Source organism: Nocardiopsis prasina DSM 43845 (assembly GCF_000341265.1).
In the GTDB taxonomy this organism is placed as follows: domain Bacteria; phylum Actinomycetota; class Actinomycetes; order Streptosporangiales; family Streptosporangiaceae; genus Nocardiopsis; species Nocardiopsis prasina.
The window spans coordinates 1-24,011 of the sequence record NZ_ANAE01000169.1 but is presented as its reverse complement, the minus strand read 5'-3'; the positions used below and the strand labels follow the sequence as shown (position 1 = coordinate 24,011).

24 protein-coding genes are annotated in these 24,011 nt (G+C 69.0%); 4 read left to right on the top strand and 20 right to left on the bottom strand.

Going from position 1 to position 24,011, the window contains the following annotated elements:
* Nucleotides 1-6: 6 nt before the first annotated feature.
* From D452_RS0120890 to D452_RS0120875, 4 genes are all read left to right on the top strand, one after another.
* Nucleotides 7-645, top strand: coding sequence for a response regulator (locus D452_RS0120890; protein ID WP_017546090.1), 639 nt, complete (start codon nt 7-9; stop codon nt 643-645).
* A gap of 90 nt (nt 646-735) precedes the next feature.
* A complete protein-coding gene (locus D452_RS0120885; protein WP_017546089.1) occupies nt 736-1,404 on the top strand; it encodes a DUF1707 SHOCT-like domain-containing protein in 669 nt (222 codons plus the stop codon).
* Nucleotides 1,405-1,749: 345 nt separating this feature from the next.
* A complete protein-coding gene (locus D452_RS0120880; RefSeq protein ID WP_017546088.1) occupies nt 1,750-3,177 on the top strand; it encodes a M28 family peptidase in 1,428 nt (475 codons plus the stop codon).
* Between the two features lie 305 nt (nt 3,178-3,482).
* Complete coding sequence (locus tag D452_RS0120875) at nt 3,483-4,079, top strand: cob(I)yrinic acid a,c-diamide adenosyltransferase (protein ID WP_017546087.1); 597 nt, start codon at nt 3,483-3,485, stop codon at nt 4,077-4,079.
* A 319-nt stretch (nt 4,080-4,398) separates the two neighbouring features.
* Here D452_RS0120875 and D452_RS0120870 read toward each other — a convergent pair whose 3' ends face one another.
* The 20 genes from D452_RS0120870 to thrB all read right to left on the bottom strand — a co-directional run bounded on the left by D452_RS0120870 (nt 4,399) and on the right by thrB (nt 23,553).
* Entirely contained in the window at nt 4,399-4,704 is a 306-nt protein-coding gene (locus D452_RS0120870; protein ID WP_040694485.1) for an MTH1187 family thiamine-binding protein, read from the bottom strand.
* Between the two features lie 61 nt (nt 4,705-4,765).
* Nucleotides 4,766-5,221: a DUF2550 domain-containing protein gene (locus D452_RS0120865; protein ID WP_017546085.1), complete on the bottom strand. Its 456-nt coding sequence runs from the start codon at nt 5,219-5,221 to the stop codon at nt 4,766-4,768.
* A 55-nt stretch (nt 5,222-5,276) separates the two neighbouring features.
* Nucleotides 5,277-5,666, bottom strand: a complete 390-nt coding sequence (locus tag D452_RS0120860; RefSeq protein ID WP_017546084.1) for a F0F1 ATP synthase subunit epsilon — start codon at nt 5,664-5,666, stop codon at nt 5,277-5,279.
* A gap of 129 nt (nt 5,667-5,795) precedes the next feature.
* Nucleotides 5,796-7,241, bottom strand: coding sequence for a F0F1 ATP synthase subunit beta (gene atpD, locus D452_RS0120855; RefSeq protein WP_017546083.1), 1,446 nt, complete (start codon nt 7,239-7,241; stop codon nt 5,796-5,798).
* 5 nt (nt 7,242-7,246) lie between these two features.
* Nucleotides 7,247-8,167, bottom strand: a complete 921-nt coding sequence (locus tag D452_RS0120850) for a F0F1 ATP synthase subunit gamma (protein WP_026129512.1) — start codon at nt 8,165-8,167, stop codon at nt 7,247-7,249.
* 3 nt (nt 8,168-8,170) lie between these two features.
* Nucleotides 8,171-9,811, bottom strand: a complete 1,641-nt coding sequence (atpA, locus tag D452_RS0120845) for a F0F1 ATP synthase subunit alpha (RefSeq protein ID WP_017546081.1) — start codon at nt 9,809-9,811, stop codon at nt 8,171-8,173.
* Between the two features lie 65 nt (nt 9,812-9,876).
* Nucleotides 9,877-10,695 (bottom strand): F0F1 ATP synthase subunit delta, encoded by an 819-nt coding sequence (locus D452_RS0120840; protein ID WP_017546080.1) that lies wholly within the window; start codon nt 10,693-10,695, stop codon nt 9,877-9,879.
* Nucleotides 10,695-11,240: a F0F1 ATP synthase subunit B gene (locus tag D452_RS0120835; protein ID WP_017546079.1), complete on the bottom strand. Its 546-nt coding sequence runs from the start codon at nt 11,238-11,240 to the stop codon at nt 10,695-10,697. The genes D452_RS0120840 and D452_RS0120835 overlap by 1 nt, the downstream gene beginning before the upstream one ends.
* Nucleotides 11,241-11,292: 52 nt before the next feature.
* Entirely contained in the window at nt 11,293-11,520 is a 228-nt protein-coding gene (gene atpE / locus D452_RS0120830) for an ATP synthase F0 subunit C (RefSeq protein WP_017546078.1), read from the bottom strand.
* 125 nt (nt 11,521-11,645) lie between these two features.
* Nucleotides 11,646-12,476 carry a F0F1 ATP synthase subunit A gene (gene atpB / locus D452_RS0120825; RefSeq protein ID WP_017546077.1) on the bottom strand — a complete coding sequence of 277 codons (831 nt, stop codon included), beginning with the start codon at nt 12,474-12,476 and terminating at the stop codon, nt 11,646-11,648.
* Nucleotides 12,477-12,581: 105 nt separating this feature from the next.
* On the bottom strand, nt 12,582-12,812 hold the full coding sequence (locus tag D452_RS31035) for an AtpZ/AtpI family protein (RefSeq protein WP_026129511.1): 231 nt from the start codon (nt 12,810-12,812) through the stop codon (nt 12,582-12,584).
* Between the two features lie 105 nt (nt 12,813-12,917).
* Nucleotides 12,918-13,340 carry a hypothetical protein gene (locus D452_RS0120815; protein ID WP_017546075.1) on the bottom strand — a complete coding sequence of 141 codons (423 nt, stop codon included), beginning with the start codon at nt 13,338-13,340 and terminating at the stop codon, nt 12,918-12,920.
* Between the two features lie 224 nt (nt 13,341-13,564).
* Nucleotides 13,565-14,731 carry an MraY family glycosyltransferase gene (locus D452_RS0120810; protein ID WP_017546074.1) on the bottom strand — a complete coding sequence of 389 codons (1,167 nt, stop codon included), beginning with the start codon at nt 14,729-14,731 and terminating at the stop codon, nt 13,565-13,567.
* 11 nt (nt 14,732-14,742) lie between these two features.
* On the bottom strand, nt 14,743-15,522 hold the full coding sequence (locus D452_RS0120805) for an L-threonylcarbamoyladenylate synthase (protein WP_017546073.1): 780 nt from the start codon (nt 15,520-15,522) through the stop codon (nt 14,743-14,745).
* A gap of 85 nt (nt 15,523-15,607) precedes the next feature.
* A complete protein-coding gene (gene prmC, locus D452_RS0120800; RefSeq protein ID WP_017546072.1) occupies nt 15,608-16,471 on the bottom strand; it encodes a peptide chain release factor N(5)-glutamine methyltransferase in 864 nt (287 codons plus the stop codon).
* Nucleotides 16,468-17,535 carry a peptide chain release factor 1 gene (gene prfA, locus D452_RS0120795; RefSeq protein WP_017546071.1) on the bottom strand — a complete coding sequence of 356 codons (1,068 nt, stop codon included), beginning with the start codon at nt 17,533-17,535 and terminating at the stop codon, nt 16,468-16,470. The genes prmC and prfA overlap by 4 nt, the downstream gene beginning before the upstream one ends.
* 120 nt (nt 17,536-17,655) lie before the next feature.
* A complete protein-coding gene (rpmE, locus tag D452_RS0120790; RefSeq protein WP_017546070.1) occupies nt 17,656-17,865 on the bottom strand; it encodes a 50S ribosomal protein L31 in 210 nt (69 codons plus the stop codon).
* Between the two features lie 197 nt (nt 17,866-18,062).
* Nucleotides 18,063-19,913: an L-lactate permease gene (locus tag D452_RS0120785; RefSeq protein ID WP_051061340.1), complete on the bottom strand. Its 1,851-nt coding sequence runs from the start codon at nt 19,911-19,913 to the stop codon at nt 18,063-18,065.
* A gap of 235 nt (nt 19,914-20,148) precedes the next feature.
* Nucleotides 20,149-22,152, bottom strand: a complete 2,004-nt coding sequence (rho, locus tag D452_RS0120780; RefSeq protein ID WP_017546068.1) for a transcription termination factor Rho — start codon at nt 22,150-22,152, stop codon at nt 20,149-20,151.
* A gap of 438 nt (nt 22,153-22,590) precedes the next feature.
* The gene (thrB, locus tag D452_RS0120775) at nt 22,591-23,553 is read right to left on the bottom strand and encodes a homoserine kinase (RefSeq protein WP_193374263.1); all 963 of its coding nucleotides are present in this window, start codon (nt 23,551-23,553) and stop codon (nt 22,591-22,593) included.
* Between the last annotated feature and the right edge of the window lie 458 nt (nt 23,554-24,011).

Genomic DNA, 24,011 nt, shown 5'->3' with positions numbered 1-24,011 from the left:
CGTCCCATGATCCGTGTCCTGCTGGTGGACGACCACCCCGTGGTCCGCGAGGGCATCCGTGGCATGCTCAGCGCCGAGCCCGACCTGGACATCGTCGGTGACGCCGGATCGGGCCCCGAGGCGGTGGCCCGGGTGGCCTCCCTGGTCCCCGACGTCGTCCTGATGGACCTGCGCATGCCCGGCGGCGACGGGGCGGAGGCCACCGAACGCATCCGCGCCGAGCATCCGGGCGTCCACGTGCTGGTGCTCACCACCTACGACACCGACACGGACATCCTGCGCGCCGTCGAGGCGGGCGCCACCGGCTACCTCCTCAAGGACACCCCGAGGGCCGAGCTGGCCGACGCGGTGCGCTCGGCGGCCCGAGGCGAGACGGTGCTCAGCGGTCGGCTGGCGGGGAAACTGCTGACAGGTGTGCGTCAGCGGAACACGGAGCCGGAGGGACCGGCGCTCTCCCCGCGCGAGGTCGAGGTGCTGCGGCTGGCGGCGGACGGGCTGACCAACGCGGCGATCGGCCGCACCCTGCACATCAGCGCCACGACGGTCAAAACCCACCTCATGCGGGTCTACGAGAAGCTGGGGGTGGGCGACCGGACCGCCGCGGTGTCCCAGGCGCTGCGCCGGGGCCTGCTTCCCGAGAAGTAGCGCCGCGGGACCTGTCTCAGGGTCGTCTCCGGGCTCGTCCCCGATCCCGTGGTCCGCCGCGGAGGGCAGAATCGGCATAGGGTGGAACAGATGAGCCAACTCACCCCCCACGATGACGGCAACGGCCGGATGCGCGCGTCCGACGCCGACCGTGACGCCGTCGCCCACCTGCTCCGGGAGGCCCTCGCCGAGGGGCGCCTGGACCCCGACGAACACAGCGACCGGCTGGACGCGGTGTACCGCGCCAAGACCGTCGGCGAACTGGTCCCCCTCACCGAGGACCTGCCCGGTTCCGGTGCTGCGGCCGCCCGTCTCCCGGCACCGGCCGACTTCCGCTCGCCGCGTCCCGTGTACGGCGCGAGCCGGATCGGCGACCAGCCCGCCACCAGTCACGCCGCGATCGCCCTCCTGGGCGGTGCCGACCGCTCCGGCAACTGGGTGCTCCCCCGCCGGTTCTTCGCCGTGGCCACCATGGGCGGGGTCGAACTCGACCTGAGGGAGGCCCGGTTCACCGAGCGCGAGACCACCGTCTGGATCGGCGCGGTCATGGGCGGCATCGGCATCATCGTCCCCGACGACATCCAGGTGCGGGTCCACGGCCTACCGATCATGGGTGGCTTCGGGATCGAGGGCGACACCCCCAGCGTGGTGGAGCCGGGCGCCCCGATCGTGCACATCCGGGGCGTCGCCCTGATGGGCGGCGTCGGGGTCAGTTACCGGGCGCGCAAGCACCAGGAGGGCGAAGGGGTCGAGGGCTGACCGGGCGGGCCGTGGGCCCGTCCCGCGTCTCGTGACGCCGCTTCACCTCGACGACCCGGGCGCTTCGGGCCGTCCATCAAATCACAGTGCGCACCTTCCCGTAAGGTCTGTGGCTGATTGTGGCAATGTCCCGCGCCATGTCTTGCCGCGACCGGAACCTCCTGCGAGGCTTCTCCGGTACCTCGCCCACCCCAGGTGTCCATCCCCCACACCACGGCACGATGGGCCCCCGTGAACCGGAGGAAGTCCGTGCAACCGACAACCCATGGGAGCCCGCGCGACACAGCGGCCGCGCCTCCCTCCCCCAGGCGGAGCACCGCCGTCACCGCCGGTCTCGCCGCCCTCATGATGACCGCGGGCACCCTGGCGGGCGCACCGGCCCACGCGGACCGGGCCGCGCTCCCCGACCTCGTGTCGGCGGAGGCGATCGAGGCCCACATGGCCAACCTCGACACCATCGCCCGCTACAACGGAGGCAACCGCGCCAGCGGCACCCCCGGGTACGACGTGGCCGCCCTGTACGTCGAGGACCAGCTCAAGCGGGCGGGGTACGAGCCCTACCGCCACGAGTACGACTACGAGGCCTGGCGAGAGAACACGCCCGCCGTGCTCGCGCAGACCGCGCCGAAGCAGCACCCGTACGAGCTCGACCAGGACTTCGTCACCATGAGCTACTCGGGCTCCGGCGACGTGTCCGCCCCCGCCGTCGCGGTCGCCCCCGACAGCGCGGCGAGCGGCTGCTCCCCGGACGACTTCGCGGACTTCCCCGAGGGCGCCGTCGCCATCACGGTGCGCGGCAGCTGCCCGTTCGAGGACAAGGTCACCAACTCCGCCGACGCGGGTGCCTCGGCGGCCCTGGTGGTCAACAACGAGGACGAGGTCTTCCTCGGCACCGTGAGCGAACCCTCCGCCATCCCGGCCGTCGGCGTCTCCGGCCTGGCAGGCGCGGACCTGTTGTCGATCCCGGACCTGGAGCTCCAGGTCACCGTGGACGCCGAGGTCCGCCAGGAGAGCTCCTACAGCGTGCTCGCGCAGACTCCCGGCGGCCGGGACGACAACGTGGTGGTCGTGGGTGCCCACCTCGACGGTGTCGAGGAGGGCCCCGCCATCAACGACAACGGAAGCGGCACCGCCTTCCTGCTGGAGACCGCGATCCGGCTGGCCGAACAGCCCGACCCGAACAACCAGGTCCGCTTCGCCTTCTGGGGCACCGAGGAGTCCGGCCTGGTCGGTTCCAGCGAGTACGTCGCCGGTCTGGACGAAGGGGAGCTCGACGACCTCGCGCTCTACCTGAACTTCGACATGATCGGTTCGCACAACTACGGCCGGTTCGTGCTCGACGGCCGGATGGAGCTGCCGGAGTCCGGCGGCGCCCCCTCCGGCTCCGGTGCCATCGCGAAGGTCTTCGAGGACTACTTCGGGGCTCAGGGCCAGGTCAGCGAGCCGGGTGTGCTCAGCGGCCGCAGCGACTACTTCGGCTTCATGCAGGCGGGTGTGCCCTCCGGTGGCCTGTTCAGTGGTGCGGACGGCGTGAAGTCGCAGGAGCAGGCGGAGTGGTACGGCGGCACGGCGGGCGAGGCGTTCGACCCGTACTACCACACGGCCGACGACACCCTGGAGAACGTCAACTGGGAGTCGGTGGCCGAGCTGTCGGCAGCGGGCGCGCACGGTGTGGAGTTCTTCGCCGAGAGCACTCTCCCGGTCAACGGCGTGCTGTCGATGTCCGCCGTGACGGTGGACCTGCCCCGCAAGGGGGACGCCTGGATCCGCTAGACACGTGATCCACCGCTGATCCGGGAAGCTGGAGGGCGGGTGGCGTGAACCCCCCGGTTCCACGCCACCCGCCCCTCGCGGCGTCTCCCCCTCGTACGGTCGTCCGGGCGACCCCCCTCGGTCCCGCCCGGGTGTCCGCGCGTGAACACCGCCGGAAACTACCGTGTGTAGCTCCCTCGTGCCTCAAGGTATCAGTGAGCCATGTCACCTTCGCCCCCCGATACTGAACAGTTATCCTCCGTGACTCGCCCGTGCTCAGACCCCACCACGGGCCCTGTTCCACGCCCTCGCCTAGGCTGAGGGACATGAGCACAAGGGACACGGACAAACCGGTCGTACTGTCGAAGATCTACACGCGTACCGGTGACGCCGGCACGACGGCGCTCGGCGACATGAGCAGGACCTCCAAGAACGACACCCGCCTGGTCGGCTACGCGGACGCCGAGGAGGCCAACGCGGCGATCGGTGTGGCGCTGTCCCTGGGCGACCTCCCCGAGGACGTGCGCGTCCTCCTGCTGCGCGTGCAGAACGAACTCTTCGACCTCGGCGCGGACCTGTCCACACCGATCGTGCCCGACCCCGCGTACCCGCCGCTGCGGGTCCTGCCGGAGTACGTCACCCGGCTGGAGGAGGCCTGCGACGCCTACAACGCGAACCTGCCGACCCTGCGCAGCTTCATCCTGCCCGGCGGCTCGCCCACCGTTGCCCTGGTGCACACGGCCCGCATCGTGGTCCGCCGCGCCGAACGCTCGGTGTGGGCGGCCATCGAGGAGCACGGGGACAGCGTCAACCCGCTCACGGCGCAGTACCTGAACCGCCTCTCGGACCTGCTGTTCATCCTCGGCCGCCACGTTGCCGGAGACGGCGACGAGGTCCTGTGGAAGCCGGGCGGCGAACGCTAGGGAACCCGGACGGGCGAGAAGCCGATCGGCGGCCTTCGCCCGCCCTCCGTCTCCCCCGTGTGAACGCGACTGTTCCACGACAGGGAGTCGTGGCCGTCCCACATGCCGCCAGGCCTCGTGCGTGGGTTCCCAGCAGGAGGCAGCGGCACGCGGACGGTCGAGCCGGGCCCCGCGGCCTCGTCTCGGCGGTCCCGGGTCCGTCGTCGTGGGTCCGCCGTTCACCAGGGACGTGAGAGGTCCCGGCACGGGGGACGACGCCGTGACCGGTGAGCTGACCCCTCGAACCTTCCGGCACCTGACGGGGGTGCCGGGAGGGACGTCAGTCGAGGTCGCCGAGTTCGCGCTCGACAGCCTCCACCTTGGTGTGCAGGCCGTCGGTCACGCCTTCACGGACGTCCGCCTTCAGAGTCAGGCTCACCCGCCCGGCCCCCTCACCGGCGGCCTCCACGGCGCGCTTGACGACGTCCATGACCTCGTCCCACTCGCCCTCGACGGTGGTGAACATGGCGGAGGTCTCGTTGGGCAGCCCGCTCTCACGCACGACCCTGACGGCACGGGCCACGGCCGGGGCGACGGACTCGCCGCTACCGAGCGGGGACACTGAGAAAGCCACGATGGTACTCATGGGCCCATGCAAACACACGGGGACCGCCCCTGTGAACCTCAGGGCTCCCGCCGCGCGGCGGTCAGGCCTGCCACTGGGTGCCGGGGGGCATGGACTCGATCCAGGACAGGAACCCGGTGAGCGCGCTCTCACCCATCGCGACCTCCAGGGCGGCCTCACTGGGGTCGCTGCCGTCCGCGCCCGCCCAGCCGACCTCCAGGACCGTGACATCAGCGGGCAGGGGCGCGTCCTCGGCTCCGGGGGCACGACGCCCCACAACGACGAGACCGCGGCGCGACAGTCGCACTGTCGGCCGCGGTCTGAGGGAGAGGACGGGGAACCACCCGAGGTCACCCGAGCCGTAACGGCCGAAGCCGATCCGCCAGGAGCCCCGACGTCCCTTCCCCCCACGCGCACGCAGGTAACACTCGACGGCCCCGCCGCTGCGCAGCAGCACGAACCGTCGCATCCAACCGGTGCCGAGCACCAGCACGACGAGCAGGACGACGGCGAGGACCACCCACAACAAGGACTCCAACCACGGCGTTCCCTGAAGCGGTGCCACACCCACGTCTCGTCGCCTCCCGGCTTCGCTAGGCGACTTCCTCGCCAGCAGCACGCAGGCGGCTGCGGGCACGGGCGGCGGCCGGGTTGTCCCCGGACTCGCCCGCGTCCTTCAGCGCCTGGCGCGCACGGTCCACATCGATGTCCTCGGCGAGCTCGGCGGTCTCGGCGAGGATCGAGATACGGCCCTCACCCGAAACCGAGACGAACCCACCGTGGGCGGCGGCCCGGATCTCGCCGGTCTCACGCGCGCCCAGAACGCGAACGACCGCGTCCTCGGCCAGAAGCGACAGCACCGGGACGTGCCCGGGCTGGACGCCGATCTCGCCCTCGACGGTCTTCGCGATGACCATGTCGCCCTCGCCCGCCCAGACCTCGCGGTCCGGAGAGACGATCTCGACGAAAAGCTTCTTCGACACTGCCACAAACTCCTCGGCTAGCGGGTGGGTTCGGCGGGGCCGAGTACGAATGGATACTCGGCCCCGCCTCGGGTCTAGCCCCGCCCGTCGCCCTCCGCTCTCAGAGCGGGGGGACACTGACGCGCAGTACTAGCCTTCCTGCAGCTTCTTGGCCTTCTCCACGACCATGTCGATGTTGCCGACATCGAGGAAGGCCTGCTCGGGAAGGTGGTCGTACTCGCCGTCACACAGACCCTTGAAGGACGCGATGGTCTCCTCAAGCGGAACGAACACACCCGGGGTGCCGGTGAACTTCTCGGCCACGAACATGTTCTGCGAGAGGAAGCGCTCCAGGCGACGAGCCCGGTTGACGATGATCTTGTCCTCTTCGGACAGCTCGTCCATACCGAGGATGGCGATCTGGTCCTGGAGGTCGTTGTTGCGCTGGAGGATCTCCTTGACGCGCTGGGCCACCTGGTAGTGCTCCTCGCCCACGTACTGCGGGTCCAGGATGCGGGAGGTGGAGGCCAGCGGGTCGACCGCCGGGTAGATACCCTTCTGCGAGATCGGGCGGGAGAGCTCGGTCGTCGCGTCCAGGTGGGCGAAGGTGGTCGCCGGCGCCGGGTCGGTGTAGTCGTCCGCGGGAACGTAGATCGCCTGCATCGAGGTGATCGAGTGACCACGGGTCGAGGTGATCCGCTCCTGGAGCTGACCCATCTCGTCGGCCAGGTTGGGCTGGTAACCCACGGCCGAGGGCATGCGGCCCAGCAGCGTGGAGACCTCCATACCCGCCTGGGTGAAACGGAAGATGTTGTCGATGAAGAGCAGCACGTCCTGACCCTGGACGTCACGGAAGTACTCCGCCATCGTCAGAGCCGAGAGGGCCACGCGCAGACGGGTGCCGGGCGGCTCGTCCATCTGGCCGAAGACGAGCGCGGTGTCCGGGAGGACGCCCATCTCGTCCATCTCCAGGAAGAGGTCCGTACCCTCACGGGTGCGCTCACCGACACCGGCGAACACGGACACACCACCGAAGTTACGGGCGATACGGGTGATCATCTCCTGGATGAGCACCGTCTTGCCCACACCCGCGCCACCGAAGAGGCCGATCTTCCCACCGCGCACGTACGGGGTGAGCAGGTCGATCACCTTGATGCCCGTGACCATCATCTCGGTCTTGGACTCGAGCTGGTCGAAGGCCGGGGCCTTGCGGTGGATCGGCCAGCGCTCGGTCACGCCGAGCTCGGCCGTGGGCACGTCCATGGACTCGCCCAGGGTGTTGAACACGTGGCCCTTGACGACGTCGCCGACGGGCACGCTGATGGGCGCTCCGGTGTCGCGGACCTCGGCGCCACGGACCATGCCGTCCTGCGGGGCCAGGGAGATGGCGCGGACCAGGTTGTCACCCAGGTGCTGGGCGACCTCCAGGGTCACGACCTTCTCCGTGCCACCGATGCTCACGTCGGTGTGCAGGGCGTTGTAGATGCCGGGCAGGGAGCCGACGGGGAACTCCACGTCGACGACCGGGCCGGTGACCCGGGCGATGCGGCCGGTGGCGGTGCCAGCGCCGGCCGTACCTTCAACTGTCGCAGTCACTTCTGTTACTCACTTCCCGCGCTGGACCCAGAGAGCGCATCGGCACCGCCGACAATCTCACTGATCTCATTGGTGATCTCGGCCTGACGAGCCTGGTTGGCCAGGCTGGTCAGGTTCTTGACGAGTTCTTCCGCGTTGTCGGTCGCGGCCTTCATGGCCGCCCGACGGGACGCCTGCTGGGAGGCGGCCGACTCCAGGAGGGACGCGTAGATCCGGTTGACCACGTACTGCGGGAGCAGCTGGTCCAGGACCTCCTCCGCGGAGGGCTCGAACTCGTAGAGCGGCAGGGCCTCGCTACCGACGCTCTGCTCGAGCTCCTCTGCGTCGACCTCTTCCACCTCCAGCGGGAGGGCGCGGACCGCCCCCGCCCGCTGGGTCAGCATCGACACGAACTCCGTGGAGATGACGTGGATCTCGTCGACACCGCCCTCGGCGGTGTCCTGGGAGAACCGCTCCATGAGAGCGGTGCCGATCTCCTGGGCGTGCGCGTAGGTCGGACGCTCGGTGATGCCTTCCCAGGACTCCTCGACCGGGCGGTCGCGGAACTTGTAGAAGGCCGCACCCTTGCGGCCCACCATGTAGGTGAGGACCTCCTTGCCCTGCTCCCGCAGGAGCTGGGTGAGGGCCTCGGCCTCCTTGATGACGTTGGTCGAGAAGGCGCCGGCCAGACCCTTGTCACTGGTGACGACCAGGACGGCCGCACGGGTGGGGTTCTCGGCCTCGGTCAGCAGCGGGTGATCGGTCACCCGGCTGGCCAGGGCAGACACCGCCCGCGTGATCTCCCGTGCGTAGGGTCCGGCAGCCTCGGCCGCGCGCTGCGCCTTGGTGATGCGCGTGGCGGCGATCAGCTCCATCGCACGGGTGATCTTCGCCGTCGCCTTCGTCGCTCGGATCCTCCGGCGATAGACGCGAAGCTGTGCACCCATGGGTTACTTCCCGCCCTTGGCGACCTTGATGGTCTCCTGGCCGACCTTCTCCTCGGCGAGCGCCTCGGTCTCCGCCTCGGTGCCCAGGAGGGTACCGGCGGAGGTCTGGAAGCTCACCTTGAACTTCTCGATGGCGGCCTGGAGCGTCTTCTGGCTGTCGTCCTCGAACTTGCCGGTGTCCCGGATCGTGTCGAGAACGGCCTTGTGCTCGCGGTCCAGGTAGGACAGGAAGTCCTCCTCGAAGCGGCGGACGTCCTCGACCGGGACCTCGTCGATCAGGCCGGTGTTACCCATCCAGATCGAGACGACCGTCTTCTCCATGGAGAACGGCGAGTACTGCCCCTGCTTGAGCAGCTCCATCATCCGCGCACCGCGCTCCAGCTGCTGCTTGGAGACGGCGTCCAGGTCCGAACCGAAGGCGGAGAACGCCTCCAGCTCGCGGTACTGGGCCAGGCTCAGACGCAGCGTGCCGGACACCTTCTTGGTGGCCTTGGTCTGGGCCGCGCCACCGACACGGGAGACGGACACACCGACGTCGATCGCCGGACGCTGGCCCTGGTTGAACAGGTCCGAGTTCAGGAAGACCTGACCGTCGGTGATGGAGATGACGTTGGTGGGGATGTACGCCGAGACGTCGCCCGCCTTGGTCTCGATGATCGGCAGAGCCGTCATCGAGCCCGCACCCAGCTCGTCGGAGAGCTTGGCGCAACGCTCCAGGAGACGGGAGTGGAGGTAGAAGACGTCACCCGGGTAGGCCTCACGCCCCGGCGGGCGGCGCAGCAGGAGGGAGACCGCGCGGTAGGCCTCGGCCTGCTTGGTCAGGTCGTCGAAGACGATGAGGACGTGCTTGCCCTCGTACATCCAGTGCTGCCCGAGGGCGGAACCGGTGTACGGGGAGAGGTACTTGAAGCCGGCCGGGTCGGACGCCGGGGAGGCCACGATGGTGGTGTACTCCATCGCGCCGGCCTCTTCGAGGGCGCCGCGCACGCTGGCGATGGTCGAGCCCTTCTGACCCACCGCGACGTAGATGCAGCGCACCTGCTTCGTGGGGTCGCCGGTCTCCCAGTTCGCCTTCTGGTTGATGATCGCGTCGATACCGATCGCGGTCTTGCCGGTCTGCCGGTCACCGATGACCAGCTGGCGCTGGCCACGGCCGACCGGGGTCATCGTGTCGATCGACTTGATACCGGTCTGGAGCGGCTCGCCGACGGGCTGGCGCTCCATGACCGTCGCGGCCTGGAGCTCAAGCTCGCGGGTCTGGCTCGTCTCGATCTCGCCCTTGCCGTCGATGGGGCTACCCAGGGGGTCCACCACACGGCCGAGGAAGTTGTCGCCCACCGGGACCGACAGGAGCTTGCCGGTGCGACGCACCTTCTGCCCCTCCTCGATACCGGTGAAGTCACCCAGCACCACGACACCGATCTCGCCGATCTCAAGGTTCTGGGCCATGCCCAGTGTGCCGTCCTCGAACTCCAGCAGCTCGTTCGCCATCGCCGAGGGAAGGCCACCGACGCGGGCGATGCCGTCACCGGAGTAGGTGACGGTACCGACCTCTTCAGCGCGGGTGGCGTCAGGCTCGTACGACTGGACGAAGCGCTGTAGCGCGTCCCGGATCTCATCCGGCCGGATCGTCAGCTCCGCCATCTCTACGTTGTCCTTGCTCTCAAATGGCGCCGGGCCGGCGCCGTGCGTGCTTGCTTGTCTTCGCGTCAGCCGGCCAGGCGGCGCTGGACCTCAGCGATGCGCCCGGCGATCGTGCCGTCGATGACCTCGTCGCCCACCTGGATGGAGAGTCCACCCAGGATTTCCGGGGCGACCTCGATGTTCAGGTGGATCTCACGGCCGTACTTGCGGCTCAGCAGGGTGCGCAGGCGCGTCTGCTGGGTCTCGGTCAGGGCGTGGGCGGTACGGACGACGGCGATGAAGCGCTTCGCGCGCTCGGCCACCAGTTGTCCGAAGTTGTCGAGCGCCTGCTCCAGGGTACGACCCCGGGGGTGGGTGACCGCCTGGCTGACCAGAGCCAGCGTCGCGGCGCTCACCTTGCCCGAGAGCAGGTTCTCGATCAGCGCGTTCAGGTGGGCGTCGGCCACACCCTCACGGGTGAGGGCCGAACGCAGCTCGGGCTCCGCGACGACGATCCGCTGGAAGCGGAACAGCTCGTCCTCGAGCTCGTCCAGCCGGGTGCCCTCGACGGAGGCGACGGTCGCGTAGACCGCCGTCCGCTCCAGGGCGTCCAGCATGTCGCGCCCGGTGGACCACGGCTGCGAGACGACGTCGCTGACCACGATGACCGTGGACGGCGAGACCTTGCCCTCGAGGATCTGACCGATCAGGGCGGTCTTCTTCTCGGGGTCGTTGGCCTGGTCCGCGAGCCAGCGGCGGAGCGAGTGCTCACCGCTGACCAGGGCGACGACCTCGAAGAGCTCGCCGCCCAGCGAGACCGCGTTCCCGGCGCCGGCCGACGCCAGGACGTTCTCGTCCAGGCGCCGGATCGCCTCAGCCAGGGAGTTACGGCTGATACCACGCATCAGCGCACCTCGGCTTGCTTCGCGCTCTCGTCCTGGCCCAGCTCCTCCAGGAACCGGTCCACCACCCGCGTCTGAGCGGCGCTGTCACTGAGCGTCTCGCCGACGATGCGGCTCGCGAGCTCGGTGGACAGGGTGCCGATCTCACCGCGGAGCTGGACGAAGGCCTGCTGCCGGTCCGCCTCGATCTGCGCCTTGGCGGACTCGATGATGCGCTGGGCCTCGACCTGGGCCTCCTCGCGAGCCTCGGCGATGATCGCCGCGCGCTGCTCCTTGGCCTTCTCGAGCTCCTGCGCGTACTCGCGGTGCGACTCTTCGAGCTTCTCGCGGTACTGCTGGCGGATCTCCTCGGCCTCGGCCTCGGCCTTCTTGGCCCGCTCGATGCCGCCCTCGATGGCGTCGTGACGCTCGTCGAGGACCTTCATGACCTTGGGGACCGACTTGCGGACCACAAAGAAGTAGACCACGGCGAGCGCGATCGCGCCGAAGGTGAACTTCACCCAGTCGATCCGCAGAATGTTTGGTTCGGCTGCCAACTCCAACAGCATGGTCAGCCCTCCTTCGCGTCAGTTGCCATCAGAAAACGGTTGGCGATTCCGACTAGGCGCCGGGAGCCGCGAAGGCGAGAACGAAGCCCAGGATGGCCAGGGCCTCGATGAGGGCGAAGCCGAGGTAGATGTTGGTCTGGAGCGGGCCGCGGGCCTCGGGCTGGCGGGCGATGGCCTGCATACCGAGACCGAAGACGATACCGACACCGATACCGGCGCCGATGACGCTGATGCCGTAACCGATGGTGTTGATGTTGCCGGTGATCGCAGCGATGTCCATGGTGTTTCCCTTTACTCGACGTCCGGCGTCGCGTTCTGCGATTGGTCAGTTCGCCGGTTTGGACGGGTCTTCAGCACTCCGCGTCCTGGTCCGATCAGGGGATCGGGGGAACGTGGAGGGGGTCTTTAGTGAGCCGCTTCGAGCGACTGGTTGAGGTACAGGCTCGCGAGCAGCGTGAACACGAAGGCCTGGATCAGCATGATCGCGATCTCGAAGACGAAGAAGGCGATGTACCCGAGCAGCGCGGCACCGGAGTAGAACACGGAGACCGCGGCGAGCATCGGCTCCGCCGTCAGGTTGAGCATGTACCAGCCGCCGTAGGCGAACACGGCCAGCAGCAGGCTGCCCGCGAACATGGTCGCGAACAGACGCAGGGCGTGCGTCACCGGGCGGATGAGGAAGACCGAGAGGATCTCGATCGGGGTGACCAGGACGTAGATCCACTTGGGCATGCCCGGGGGGAAGATCTGGTTCCGGAAGTAGCCCCAGCCGCCCTGGTGCTTGATGCCGATCACGATCGTCATCACGTAGATCGTGAGCGCGAACATCACCGTGAAGGCGAGGTTGCTGTTGACCGGGAGCATGCCCGGGATCAGGCCGGTGAAGTTCATGGCCAGGATGAGCGAGAAGATGCCCGTCATGAACGGGATGAACTTGTCACCCTTCTCACCCATGGTCGGCCGGGTGATGTTGTCCCGGATGAACAGGATGAGCAGCTCGCCGACACTCTGCCTGCGGCCGGGGACGAGGCTCAGCTTCCTGCTGAACCACGACCACAGAAGCAGGACGGCACCGACCGCGACGAGCAACAGAACCAGGTACAGGTCGATGCCCGCGCTGCCGGGGATGTTGGCGAACCACGGTTCGGGGAAGAACATCCCGATAGTGGGGGCCGTGAACCCGCAACCGTTGTCGCCGAAGAGATGGCAACCCGGTTCGGCCGCGAGAATGCGCACGTCAGCACTCACGGCGAATCCTTTCGTCGTGACGCAAGAAAGCCTCGTTGATGGTTGTGACTGCAAGCGTCGTCGCGAGATGGGCGACGCGGAACTGCGGGGAGCTCAGAGGTGGCGTGTCTTGGCGACGATCAGATAGATCGAGCCGACCATGCCGAGAACGGCCCCGATGGGCAGGAAGAGGGCCTGGAATCCCAGGAGCCTGTCCGCACCCCAGCCGATCGCACTCCACACAAGCACACCCGCGAGCAGAGTGGAGAAGAGCGCCCAACCGTCGGACTCTCGCGGTGCTGGAGGCGCACTGGAGCCCTTCTTCCTGGCTGGTTCGCTGCTCATCTCGCTCCGGAATATAGCATGTGGGGCTCGGCTCGGACTTGGCAGCCCGGCTACCCTGGAACAGGTTATTACGCCCGTTCCGGCGGGTCGCGGCGGGGCACCCCATCACGTGTTCTCCGAGCTCTCGCTCGGGTCCACGTGAAGGATCTTCGCCCTGGAAGTGGCCCAGGTCTGCCCACCCAGCCAGGCCAGTACGACGGCCAACGCGCTGTAGACGAAGGCGTTGCTACTGAGGTCCGTGATGAGGGGGCTCCGGCCCAGGGTCACCAACAGAATGCCCAGCAGCGCCATCTTGACGACGAAACCGAGCAGGTTCGCGGCGAGGAACAGGTCCCTGTTCCTCCGGGTGACCATCATGACCGCCCACTGCCCCAGCCCGAAACAGGCGAGGATGATGCCGACCGCCAGGGCCGAACTGAGAGCTCCGGCCGCTCCCGCGAGAAGGCCCGAGACCGCGATGGCCAGGACCCCGCACGCGGCGCTCGGAAGCGCGGCGCCGCGGAGAATCCGGGCGTCGTGTTCCTGCATGACGAAGCTCCGTGGGGTTCAGTGAGTACCTGCTCGTGAAAGCTATCACAAGGTTTTTGGTGCCAAATCCAGGGTGCCCTTAACGCGGTCTTAACGCCTCGCGAAAGCCCCGTTCGGCGGCCCCTTCGGAACTTGTGTCACCTTGCCCACACTTGCCGCGAGCTTCACACCAGCGCACATTCGGAACGGCTGTCGGGACCTCGGTCCCGAACGTGACCCCGCATTTATCCATCGGTTGACCGATGGTGATCTGCCTTCGCGGAGGGCCTGTTCCCCCGGTCCCACGGCAGCAGGCCGCGGCGGCGCAGACGCGGCAGCGCGATGAGACCGACGGCACAGGTGGCGACCAGCACCGTGACCGTCAGGACGATGAGGGCCGAGTCGAAGATGGACAGGGAGACTGCGGCGAAGGCCACGATCCCCGCCCACAGGTACATGAGCAGCACCGCGCGCGTGTGCGTGTGCCCCATGTCGAGGAGCCGGTGGTGGAGGTGTCCCCGGTCCGGGGCGAACGGGGACTTGCCCGCCAGCGTCCGACGCAGCACGGCCAGGACGAGGTCAGCCAGGGGTAGCGCGATCACCAGCAGCGGCAGCGCGATCGGCAGGAAGACCACCAGACCCGAGGAGCTGAACTCCTCCCTCGCGGTGTTGGCGTCGAACTGGCCGGTGACCGTGATGGTGATCGAGGTCAGCAGCAGGCCGAGCAGCATCGAGCCCGTGTCGCCCATGAACACCCGGGCCGGGTGGAAGTTGTGGAAGAGGAAACCCACGCAGGTCCCGGCAAGGATGATGGCGATCATCGCCGGATAGGACTGACGGACGAATCCCTGCTCCACCGCAACCACGTAGTAGTACGCGAAGAAGGCCAGCGACGAGATGCCGACGATGCCCGCCGCGAGCCCGTCCAGACCGTCCGCGAAGTTGACCGCGTTGATGGTCACCACGATGAGCAGGATGGAGACCATCGCCCCGAGCCACGGCCCCAGTGACAGCTGGGTACCCGGCAGGGGCAGCCAGAGCAGCTGGACGCCCTGCCAGACGAGGATGCCCGCGGCCGCGACCTGACCGGCCAGCTTGCTGAGCGCGTCCATCCCCCACCGGTCGTCGATGACGCCGATGACCGTGATGAGTCCGCCCGCCAGCAGCAGACCGATCCACGTCTTGGCGACGAAGACGTTCTGGAGGTGCGGCAGCTGCGCCGAGATGAGCAGCGCGGCCGCGAAACCCCCGTAGATCGCCAGTCCGCCCAGCCGCGGAATGGGTTCGGTGTGCACGTCGCGGTCGCGCACCGGGGGCGCGGCGCCGAAGGCGATCGCCAGTCGGCGTACCAGCGGGACCAGCAGGTAGGTCACCGCGGCGGCGATGACGAAGGTGAGCGCGTACTCCCGCACTGCCTGATCCTCTAGCTCTCGGAGCGGTCGGTGTCCTTGGAGGCTTCGGCCTCCGGCTCGGTGGTCCCGGCCTCCGGCGGTTCGGCCGCCGCCTCGGTTCCGGGTTCGGGCTCCGCCTGTGCCTTCGGCTTGGTCCGGCCCTTGCGCAGCTCCCCGATCACGGTGCCGCACACCGAGCGCAACTGCTCGATGGAGATCGCCCCTGAGCGCAGCACCCGGGGGACCGCGTACGTGAGATCGACGATGGTCGAGGCCACCGGGCTCTCCGCCTCACCGCCGTCCAGGTACACCGCGACCTCGTCGCCAAGCTGCTCGATCGCGTCCTCCGCCGTGGCGGCGGCGGGCTGACCGGACTTGTTGGCGCTGCTCACCGCCATGGGCCCGGTCTCCTTGAGCAGTTCCAGCGCGACCGGGTCCATCGGCATCCGCACGGCGACGGTGCCCTTGGTGTCGCCCAGGTCCCAGGAGAGACTGGGGGTGGCGGTGCACACCAGCGTGAGCGGGCCGGGCCAGAACTCCTCCATGAGGTCCCGGCCGTGGTTGCCCAGGTCCTCGATGAGCGCGGTGGCCGCGCGCATGGAGCCCACCAGGACCGGCGGCGGCATGTCCCGCCCCCGGCCCTTGGCCTCCAGGAGGCCCGCCACGGCCTTCGGGCTGAAGGCGTCGGTGCCGATGCCGTACACGGTGTCCGTGGGCAGCACCACGAGTTCGCCTCGGCGTACCGCGGACGCGGCGTCGGCGATGCCGTCCTTGCGGGCGGTCTCGTCCGCGCAGTCGTAGATGCGGCTCACCAGCGTTCACCTCAATCTCGGTCGACCGGACCTGGTTGCCGGTCCTGCGGTGGGGATGGGGGGTGTGGTTCGGCGGGCACGGGGACTAACCGTCGCCGTCGGCGCGGCGCATGACCACGAAGCGGTCGCGCCGGGCCATGTCCTTGCGGTTGAGGACGTCGCGCCAGCCCCGGTCCTCGGGGAACAGTCGGGGGATGTCGATGCCCTGGCCGTCGTGGTGTTCCACGGCCATGGCGCCGCCGGGGCGGAGCAGCCTGCGGCCGACCGCCTCGAGTTCGCGGATCATGTCCAGCCCGTCCTCGCCGGACCACAACGCGGGCGCGGGGTCGTAGTCGCGCACCTCGGGCGGGATCAGGCCCGCCTCCTGCGTGGGGACGTAGGGCGGGTTGCTGATGAGGAGGTCGACGCGGCCGTTGAGCTCGGGCAGAGCCGTGCGCATGTCGCCCTCGTGGGAGGTGACGCGGTCGGTGTGCCCGGTGGCCTCGATGTTGCGGCGGGTCCACGCCAGGGCGCCGGGGTCGATCTCCACGGTGTGCACCCGGGAACGGGGGACCTCCTGGGCGATGGAGATCGCGATGGCGCCGGAGCCGGAGCCGAGGTCCACGACGAGGGGGTCGGCCACGTCCATGGCACGCAGGGTCTCGATGGCCCAGTCGACCATGATCTCGGTCTCCGGACGTGGCACGAAGACCCCCGGCCCCACCTGGAGCTCCAGGTAGCGGAAGTAGGCGCGGCCGGTGATGTGCTGGAGGGGTTCGCGCGCCTCCCTGCGGGAAACGCACTCCCAGTAGCGCGCGTCGAAGTCGGCGTCGGAGACGGCGTGGAGTTCCCCTCGACGGACACCGTGCACGAACGCCGCGAGTTCCTCGGCGTCCGTACGGGGTGAGGCCACACCCGCCTCCGCGAGCCTCAGTGTGGCGCGGGCGACCTCGTCGAGCAGGAAGTTCATGATTGGGCGGCTTCGAGCCTCTCCTTGGTGTCCGCGTCCACCAGGGCCTTGACGACCCCGTCCAGTTCCCCGTCGAGGACCTGGTCGAGGTTGTAGGCCTTGTAGCCGACGCGATGGTCGGAGATGCGGTTCTCCGGGAAATTGTAGGTGCGCACGCGCTCGGAGCGGTCCACGGTGCGGACCTGGCTCTTGCGCTCGGCGGAGGCCTCGGCGTCCGCGCTGGCCTGGGCCTCGGCGAAGATGCGGGCACGCAGGATGCGCATGGCCTGCTCCTTGTTCTGGAGCTGGCTCTTCTCGTTCTGGCAGGAGGCCACGATGCCGGTCGGCAGGTGGGTGATCCGGACGGCGGAGTCGGTGGTGTTGACGCTCTGCCCGCCGGGCCCGGAGGAGCGGTAGACGTCGATCCGCAGATCGTTGTCGTTGATGACGATCTCGATCTCCTCGGCCTCGGGGACCACGAGGACACCGGCGGCGGAGGTGTGGATGCGCCCCTGGGACTCGGTGACCGGGACGCGCTGGACCCGGTGGACGCCGCCCTCGAACTTGAGCATGGGCCACACGCCGGAGCCGGGCTCGGGGGTGCCCCTGTTCTTGAAGGCGATCGTGATGTCCTTGTACCCGCCCAGGTCGGAGTGGGTGGCGTCGATGACCTCGGTCTTCCACCCCTGGCGCTCGGCGTAGCGCAGGTACATGCGGACCAGGTCTCCCGCGAACAGGGCGGACTCCTCGCCGCCCTCGCCGGCCTTGACCTCCATGATGAGGTTCTTGTCGTCGGCGGGGTCGCGCGGGACGAGGAGGACGCGCAGGCGCTCGGTGAGCTGCTCGGCCTCCTCCGTCAGGCGGTCGGCCTCCTCCGCGAAGGAGGAGTCCTCGGCGGCCAGCTCACGGGCGGCGTCGATATCGTTCTCGACCTCCTTGAGCTGACGGTAGGCCTCGATGATCGGGGTGAGCTGTGAGTAGCGCTTGCCCAGCGTGCGCGCCTTGGCCTGGTTGGCGTGCACCTCGGGGTCGGCGAGCTGCTGTTCCAGCTCGTAGTACTCCCCAAGGAGGTCGTCCAGCTTCACTTTCCCACGTTCCCGTCTTGTCGCTCGCCCTGTCCGTCTCCCCCGTACGGGGAACCGCCTGGATGCCCGGTGGCGCCGCCCGCTCCTGGGAGGGGCGGCACCGCCGGGCGACGGGCAGCGCTAGCTGCGCTTGCCGAAGCGCTTCTCGAAGCGGGCGACCCGGCCACCGGTGTCGAGGATCTTCTGCTTGCCGGTGTAGAAGGGGTGGCACGCGGAGCACACGTCGGCGCGGATCTTGCCCTCGGTAACGGTGCTGCGCGTCACGAACTTGGCCCCGCAGGTGCAGGTCACCTCGGTCGGGACGTACTCGGGGTGGATTTCGGCCTGCATGTGTGTCTCCTTGCTAGTGCGCGACCGCCGGACGCATGACGACCGCACCACCGTCGGAGGTGGGGCGGTGTTCGTTGACCATGCGCGAACCGGTGTCGCGGCGATCCAGGTAAGAGGGCGGCGTGCACTCCCCCTCGGGAGGACGGCCGTTCCCTGATACCAGTTTGCCAGACCATCAACCATGCCGGGACCAGTACCTATTCCCGACCCCCCTTCGGCGTCCGCGAGCCGCTCGTCGTGCCNGGCGGGGAGCCGCTCGTCGTGCCCGGCAGGGGCTTGTGGCGGTCGTTGCGCCACAGCCACCACAGGGTGGCGGCGGTGGCCGCGAGGGTGAGGCAGAGCATGAGAAGCCCGGCGTTGGCTCCAGGTCCGTGGATGAACAGGTACGCCAGCGAACCGGCCATCAGCAGGTAGTAGGCCAGCGGCACCACGGTCTGGCGGAGGATGTCGCCCTCCCGCCCGGCGAGGCCGACCACGGCGGAGGCGGCCACCACGTTGTGCACGGTGATCATGTTGCCCGCGGCGCCACCGGCGGCCTGGGCCGCGACGACGTTCTCCGGCGGGACGCCGATGCGTTCGGCGGTGGAGTGCTGGAACAGGGAGAACATGAGGTTGGAGACGGTGTTGGACCCGGCCACGAAGGCGCCCAGGGCACCGATCCAGGGTGCCAGCAGCGGCCAGTTGTGCCCGCCGAGTTCGGCGGCCCCGGTGGCCAGCGTGAGCGGCATGCTCTCCAGGGCGGTGGTGCCGAACTCCGACCCGGTGTTGATGAAGACCCGTACCAGGGGGACGGCGAAGAGCAGGGCGACGGCGGCCCCGGCGAGCTGGGAACCGGCCATCCGCCAGGAGTCGGCGATCTCCCGGGGCCGCATGCGGTGCAGTCCGTAGGTGACGAGGCAGACCAGGATGAACGTGGCCCCGGGCGAGTAGAGGGGGGCGACGGAGTCCCCGATCGAGGTGCCCAGGATGTTGTCGGCGCCCACGGTGAGGCCCGACAGCCACTCCTTGACCGGCTCCACGGTGCGGGTGGCCACGAGCAGGGCGGCGACCAGGAGGTAGGGGGCCCACGCGCTGAGGAACCCGACGCGACGTCCGGTGTCGGACGGCCGCTCGCCGTTGCCGGACTCGATCCGCCCGGTCCAACGGGCCAGCCAGTCCTCCCTGGGCGGGAAGTCCCAGACCCTCTTCGGCATGAGGAAGCCCCTGCGCGCGGCCAGCACGACGATGACGAGGCCGGTGAGCCCGCCGAGGAGGCTGGTGAACTCGACACCGAGGAAGTAGTTGTACAGGAGTGAGGGGACGGTCAGGGCAAGCCCGCTGAACAGCGCGAACTTCCACACCTCGAGGCCGTCGGAGAAGCGCCGGTTCTCGCCGTAGAAGCCGCAGAGCATGCAGCAGATCAGCAGCGGGACGAGGGTTCCGGTGATCGAGTGCAGCAGGACGGTCTGGAAGCCGATCTCGGTGACGTACTCGGGGAAGCTCATGCCGAGTTCGGACGCGCGGGCCGCCACCCCTCCCCCGCCGTCCAGGCCGCCTCCGACACCGACGAGGATCGGGGTGCCGACCGCGCCGAAGCTGACCGAGGTGCTCTGGATGACCATCCCGACCATGACGGCGGCCATGGCGGGGAAGCCCAGGGCGAGCATCAGGGGGGCGACCACGGCGGCGGGGGTGCCGAACCCGGAGGCCCCCTCGATGAAGCTGCCGAACAGCCAGCCGATGATGATCGCCTGGATCCGGCGGTCGGGGGTGATGTCGGTGAAGGTGCGGCGAATGGTGGCGACGGCCCCGCTCCTGGTGAGGGTGGAGAGCAGGAGCAGCGCGCCGAAGATGATGTAGAGCAGGCCCGCGGCGAGGATCAGGCCTTGGAGCGTGGAGGCCGCGACGGCCGTCCATTCGGTCCGCCAGAAGAGGACTGCGATCGCGACCACGATGACGTATCCGGCGGGCATCGCGTACATGGCGGGGACGCGGAACCCGACGAGCAGGACTCCGACGACCAGGATCGGGGTGAGCGCGAGAAGGCTGAGCAGGGCGAGGTTGTCCATCCAGGCGGCTCCCTGGTAGGGGGTGTGCACTCTGGCCCGCGTGACCCTACGTTCACGGACGAACACCCACCAGCCCCCCAATGTGATCCGAGACACATTGGTGATCATCGGCTTCCGCACTCCGGAAACACCGCCGCGGACGCGGCCCCGGACACACGAACGGCCCCCTCCCCGAACCCGGGGAGGGGGCCGCCACACCGTCACCCCGCGCTCGTCGCGCGGAGCTCCGGAACGATCACGAGCGCTCGGGGCCCACCGTGGTCTTCTGGATCTGCATGAGGAACTCGGCGTTGCTCTTGGACTCCTTCATCTTGTCCAGGAGCAGCTCGATCGCCTGCTGCGTGTCCAGGGCGTGCAGCACCCGGCGGAGCTTCCAGACGACGTTCAGTTCCTCAGGCGACATCAGGATCTCCTCCTTACGCGTGCTGGAGGCGTCCACGTCCACGGCCGGGAAGATCCGCTTGTCCGCCAGGGACCGGTTGAGCTTGAGCTCCATGTTGCCGGTGCCCTTGAACTCCTCGAAGATCACCTCGTCGGCGCGCGAGCCGGTCTCGACCAGCGCGGTCGCCAGGATGGTCAGCGAGCCGCCGCCCTCGATGTTGCGGGCCGCACCGAAGAAGCGCTTCGGCGGGTAGAGGGCGGTGGAGTCCACACCACCGGACATGATGCGTCCGCTGGCGGGGGCGGCCAGGTTGTAGGCACGGCCCAGGCGGGTGATGGAGTCGAGCAGGACGACCACGTCCATGCCCATCTCCACGAGCCGCTTGGCCCGCTCGATCGCCAGGTCGGCGACGACCGTGTGGTCCTCGGCCGGACGGTCGAAGGTCGAGTGGATGACCTCGCCCTTGACCGTGCGCTGCATGTCGGTGACTTCCTCGGGACGCTCGTCCACGAGGATCACCATCAGGTAGCACTCGGGGTTGTTCTCGGTGATCGCGTTGGCGATCGACTGCATCACCATCGTCTTGCCCGCCTTGGGCGGCGAGACGATCAGACCGCGCTGGCCCTTACCGATGGGCGCGACGAGGTCGATGATGCGCGTGGTGAGGATGTTCGGCTCGGTCTCCAGGCGCAGACGCTCCTGGGGGTAGAGCGGCACCAGCTTGGAGAACTCCTGCCGACCCCTGGCCTGGTCCGGCGACATGCCGTTGACCGAGTCCAGGCGCACCAGCGCGTTGAACTTCTCGCGGCGCTCGCCGTCCTTGGGCTGGCGGACCGCACCGATGATGTGGTCGCCCTTGCGCAGGCCGTGCTTGCGCACCTGGGCCAGGGAGACGTAGACGTCGCTCTGCCCGGGCAGGTAGCCGGTGGTACGGACGAAGGCGTAGTTGTCCAGGATGTCCAGGATGCCCGCGACCGGCAGCAGGACGTCGTCCTCACCGATGACCGGCTCCGGCTCCTGGCCTCCTCCGCGTCCGCCGCGACGGTCCCGGCGGTCGCGACGGCGTCCGCGGCGGCGTCCGCCACCGAAGTCGTCGTCGTCGTTGTTGTTGTTCCCGCTGTTGCCGCGGCCCTGGTTCTGGCCGCCGCCACCGCCGCCGCCCTGCTGACGGTCGGAGTTGTTGTTGGCGTTCTGGTCGTCACCGCCGCGGTTGCGGTTGCGACGGTTGCGCTGGCGCTCGCGACCCTGCCCGGACCTGGTGTCACGGTCCTCGGAGTCGGGGCCGTTCTTCTGGGGGGTGCTGGATGTCTTGGTCACGCTGCTCGCGGAGGTAGAGGAGTCGGTGCCGTCCACCGAGCGGGTCTGGTCACCGGACTCGTCGCCGCGCCTGCGGGACGAGCGGCGGTTGCGGGAGGGCTTGTCACCCTTCCCACCCTGGGTCTCGGTCACGGCCTGGTCGGACGACCGCTCACCGGCGCTCCTGCGCGGTGCCTCGTCCGTGCCCGACTTGGCGGGAGACTGGGATTCGGCCGGGCCGTCAGTTGCCTCGACCTTACCGGCCTTGGGAGCGGTGTCGGCTTTCTTTCCGGATTTGGCCGACGCGGGACCGCCCACCGGGCCGCCCTGCTTGGCCTCGATCGCGGCGATGACGTCGCTCTTACGCATGCGCCCCGTACCGGTGATGCCCATGCTCGACGCGAGCTTCTGGAGCTCGGGGAGCTTCTGGGCGGCGAGCCCGGTGCCGCGCGAGGCTGCGCGAGGCCGCGTGGTCGTGGCCTCTCCGGCCTCCGAGGAGGCGTCGGTGCTCTTCTTGCTGTCGACCGCCGCGTCCGTTCGGAGTTCGGTGGTGTCGCTCACTAAGGGTCCTTCCCAAGGAGCGGGCTTCGGCCGTCAGCGGATTGCTTGAGCGGCCGGCCCGATGGTGCGAACCGGCAGGGGCCGGGTAGGGCGTGCCCCACGTGGATGTCGGAAACCGGCGAAAACGGTCCCCTACCCAATCGCGGCGGGCTCTGGGTACAGCCAGACGTCGGGGCGAGTGGCTCGGAGGTTTTGCCTGTCTACCCTGAGGACACGCCCGACCATGACGGAGGAGCGCACTCGGGAGACGTGGGCACAGCGGGAAATCCGCTGGATCGACACTTGGGCCACCGCTTCCAACAGGTCGAGAGATCGGACCGCCGGAGTATGGGACGCGGAAGCCGTTGTGGCGGATGAGCACACGCCCCGCAACGGGGCATCTGGTGCTTCACCAAGCCTAACATCACCAGAGGCCACGGCTATTCCTCGACACAGATGCTACGGATGGGGAGATGGGGTCCGCACCCCCGCCGGCTCGATGTGCAGGGGGCGTATGTCCCAATCATTACCCGCCCGTCGGCGAATCGAATCAACCTGTCGGATGATTTCCGGCGAATCCTCCTGGGCCCGTCCCTCAGGAACGGAGCACAGAACGAGGACCGTGGGACCCGCGCCGGAGACCACCGCCGGGAGTTTCTCGTGTTGACGCAGGTCACGGATGAGTTCGAGGGTGCACGGCATCGCCGGGGCGCGGTACGCCTCATGTAGCCGATCCTCGGTGGCCGCGTACAGGGATTCGGTCTGGCCACAAACGGCCGCCGTCATCAGCGCGGCGCGTCCCGCGTTGAAGGCCGCGTCCGCGTGGGAGACGGTCTCGGGCAGGAGACCCCGCGCGCGCTCGGTGGACAGCCGCCACCCGGGCACGCACAGCACTGGCAGCAGCCGCTCGTCCGGCGTGAGCCGCGCGGCGCCCCAGGAGTCGCCGTCGCGGAAGGCGACGGTGTAACCGCCGTGGACACAGGGCGCCACGTTGTCCGGGTGGCCCTCGATGTCCGCGGCGACCTGGTAGATCCAGTCCCGGTCCGAGCCGCCCCCGGCGCCGGTCCTGCCCAGCAGCGCCGAGGCCGCCGCGACCCCGCCCACGATCGCCGACGAGGACGAGCCCAGCCCGCGCGCGTGCGGAATCCCGTTCACGCAGTGCAGGTCCAGCCCGGGGAGCTTCTCCCCGACCCGCTCGAAGGCCTCCCGCATGGCACGGACCACGAGGTGGCGCCCGTCCAGTGGCACCTCACCCGCACCCTCCCCCTCGACCCGGATACGGACCTCACCGTCGGCGCGCGCCGCCACGTGGAACTCGTTGTACAGCTGGACGGCCAGACCGAGCGCGTCGAAGCCCGGCCCGAGGTTCGCGCTGGTGGCCGGGGCCCTGACGGACACCCGGTCGGGGCGTGGTGGGGTCATTCCTTAATCCCTATCTTCTTGCATCTCCGCTTCGCTTCGATGCGTGTTCGGCTGTACCACTTTGGGCCTCCGCTTCGCTTCGGCCCGGGTTCGGCGCCTTTGCAGAGAGATTCTTCGTCCTCGTCCACGCCTGACGCTCGTCCCTCGCTAGCGGCTCGACTCCTCCTGCAGAACCCTCTCCGGCGCTCGAACGGGCAACCCCCTGCGGCGAGGTGTGTAAGCGGGACCCACGGCTGTGGCTGGGGAGACCCGGTCAGCACACCCGCTGGGGCTCGGGTGGACGGGCGGGACCCACGGCTGCGGCTGAGGTGACCTGCTCAGCACACTGGCTGTGGCTGAGATGGGTGGGACTCACAGTTGTGGCCGAGGAGACCCGTCGGCGCTCGACCCGATTCGCAGCTGAGCAGACAGGATTCGCCTGTCAGCTGACCCAGACAGCCCCAGAGTCGGCAGGCGGG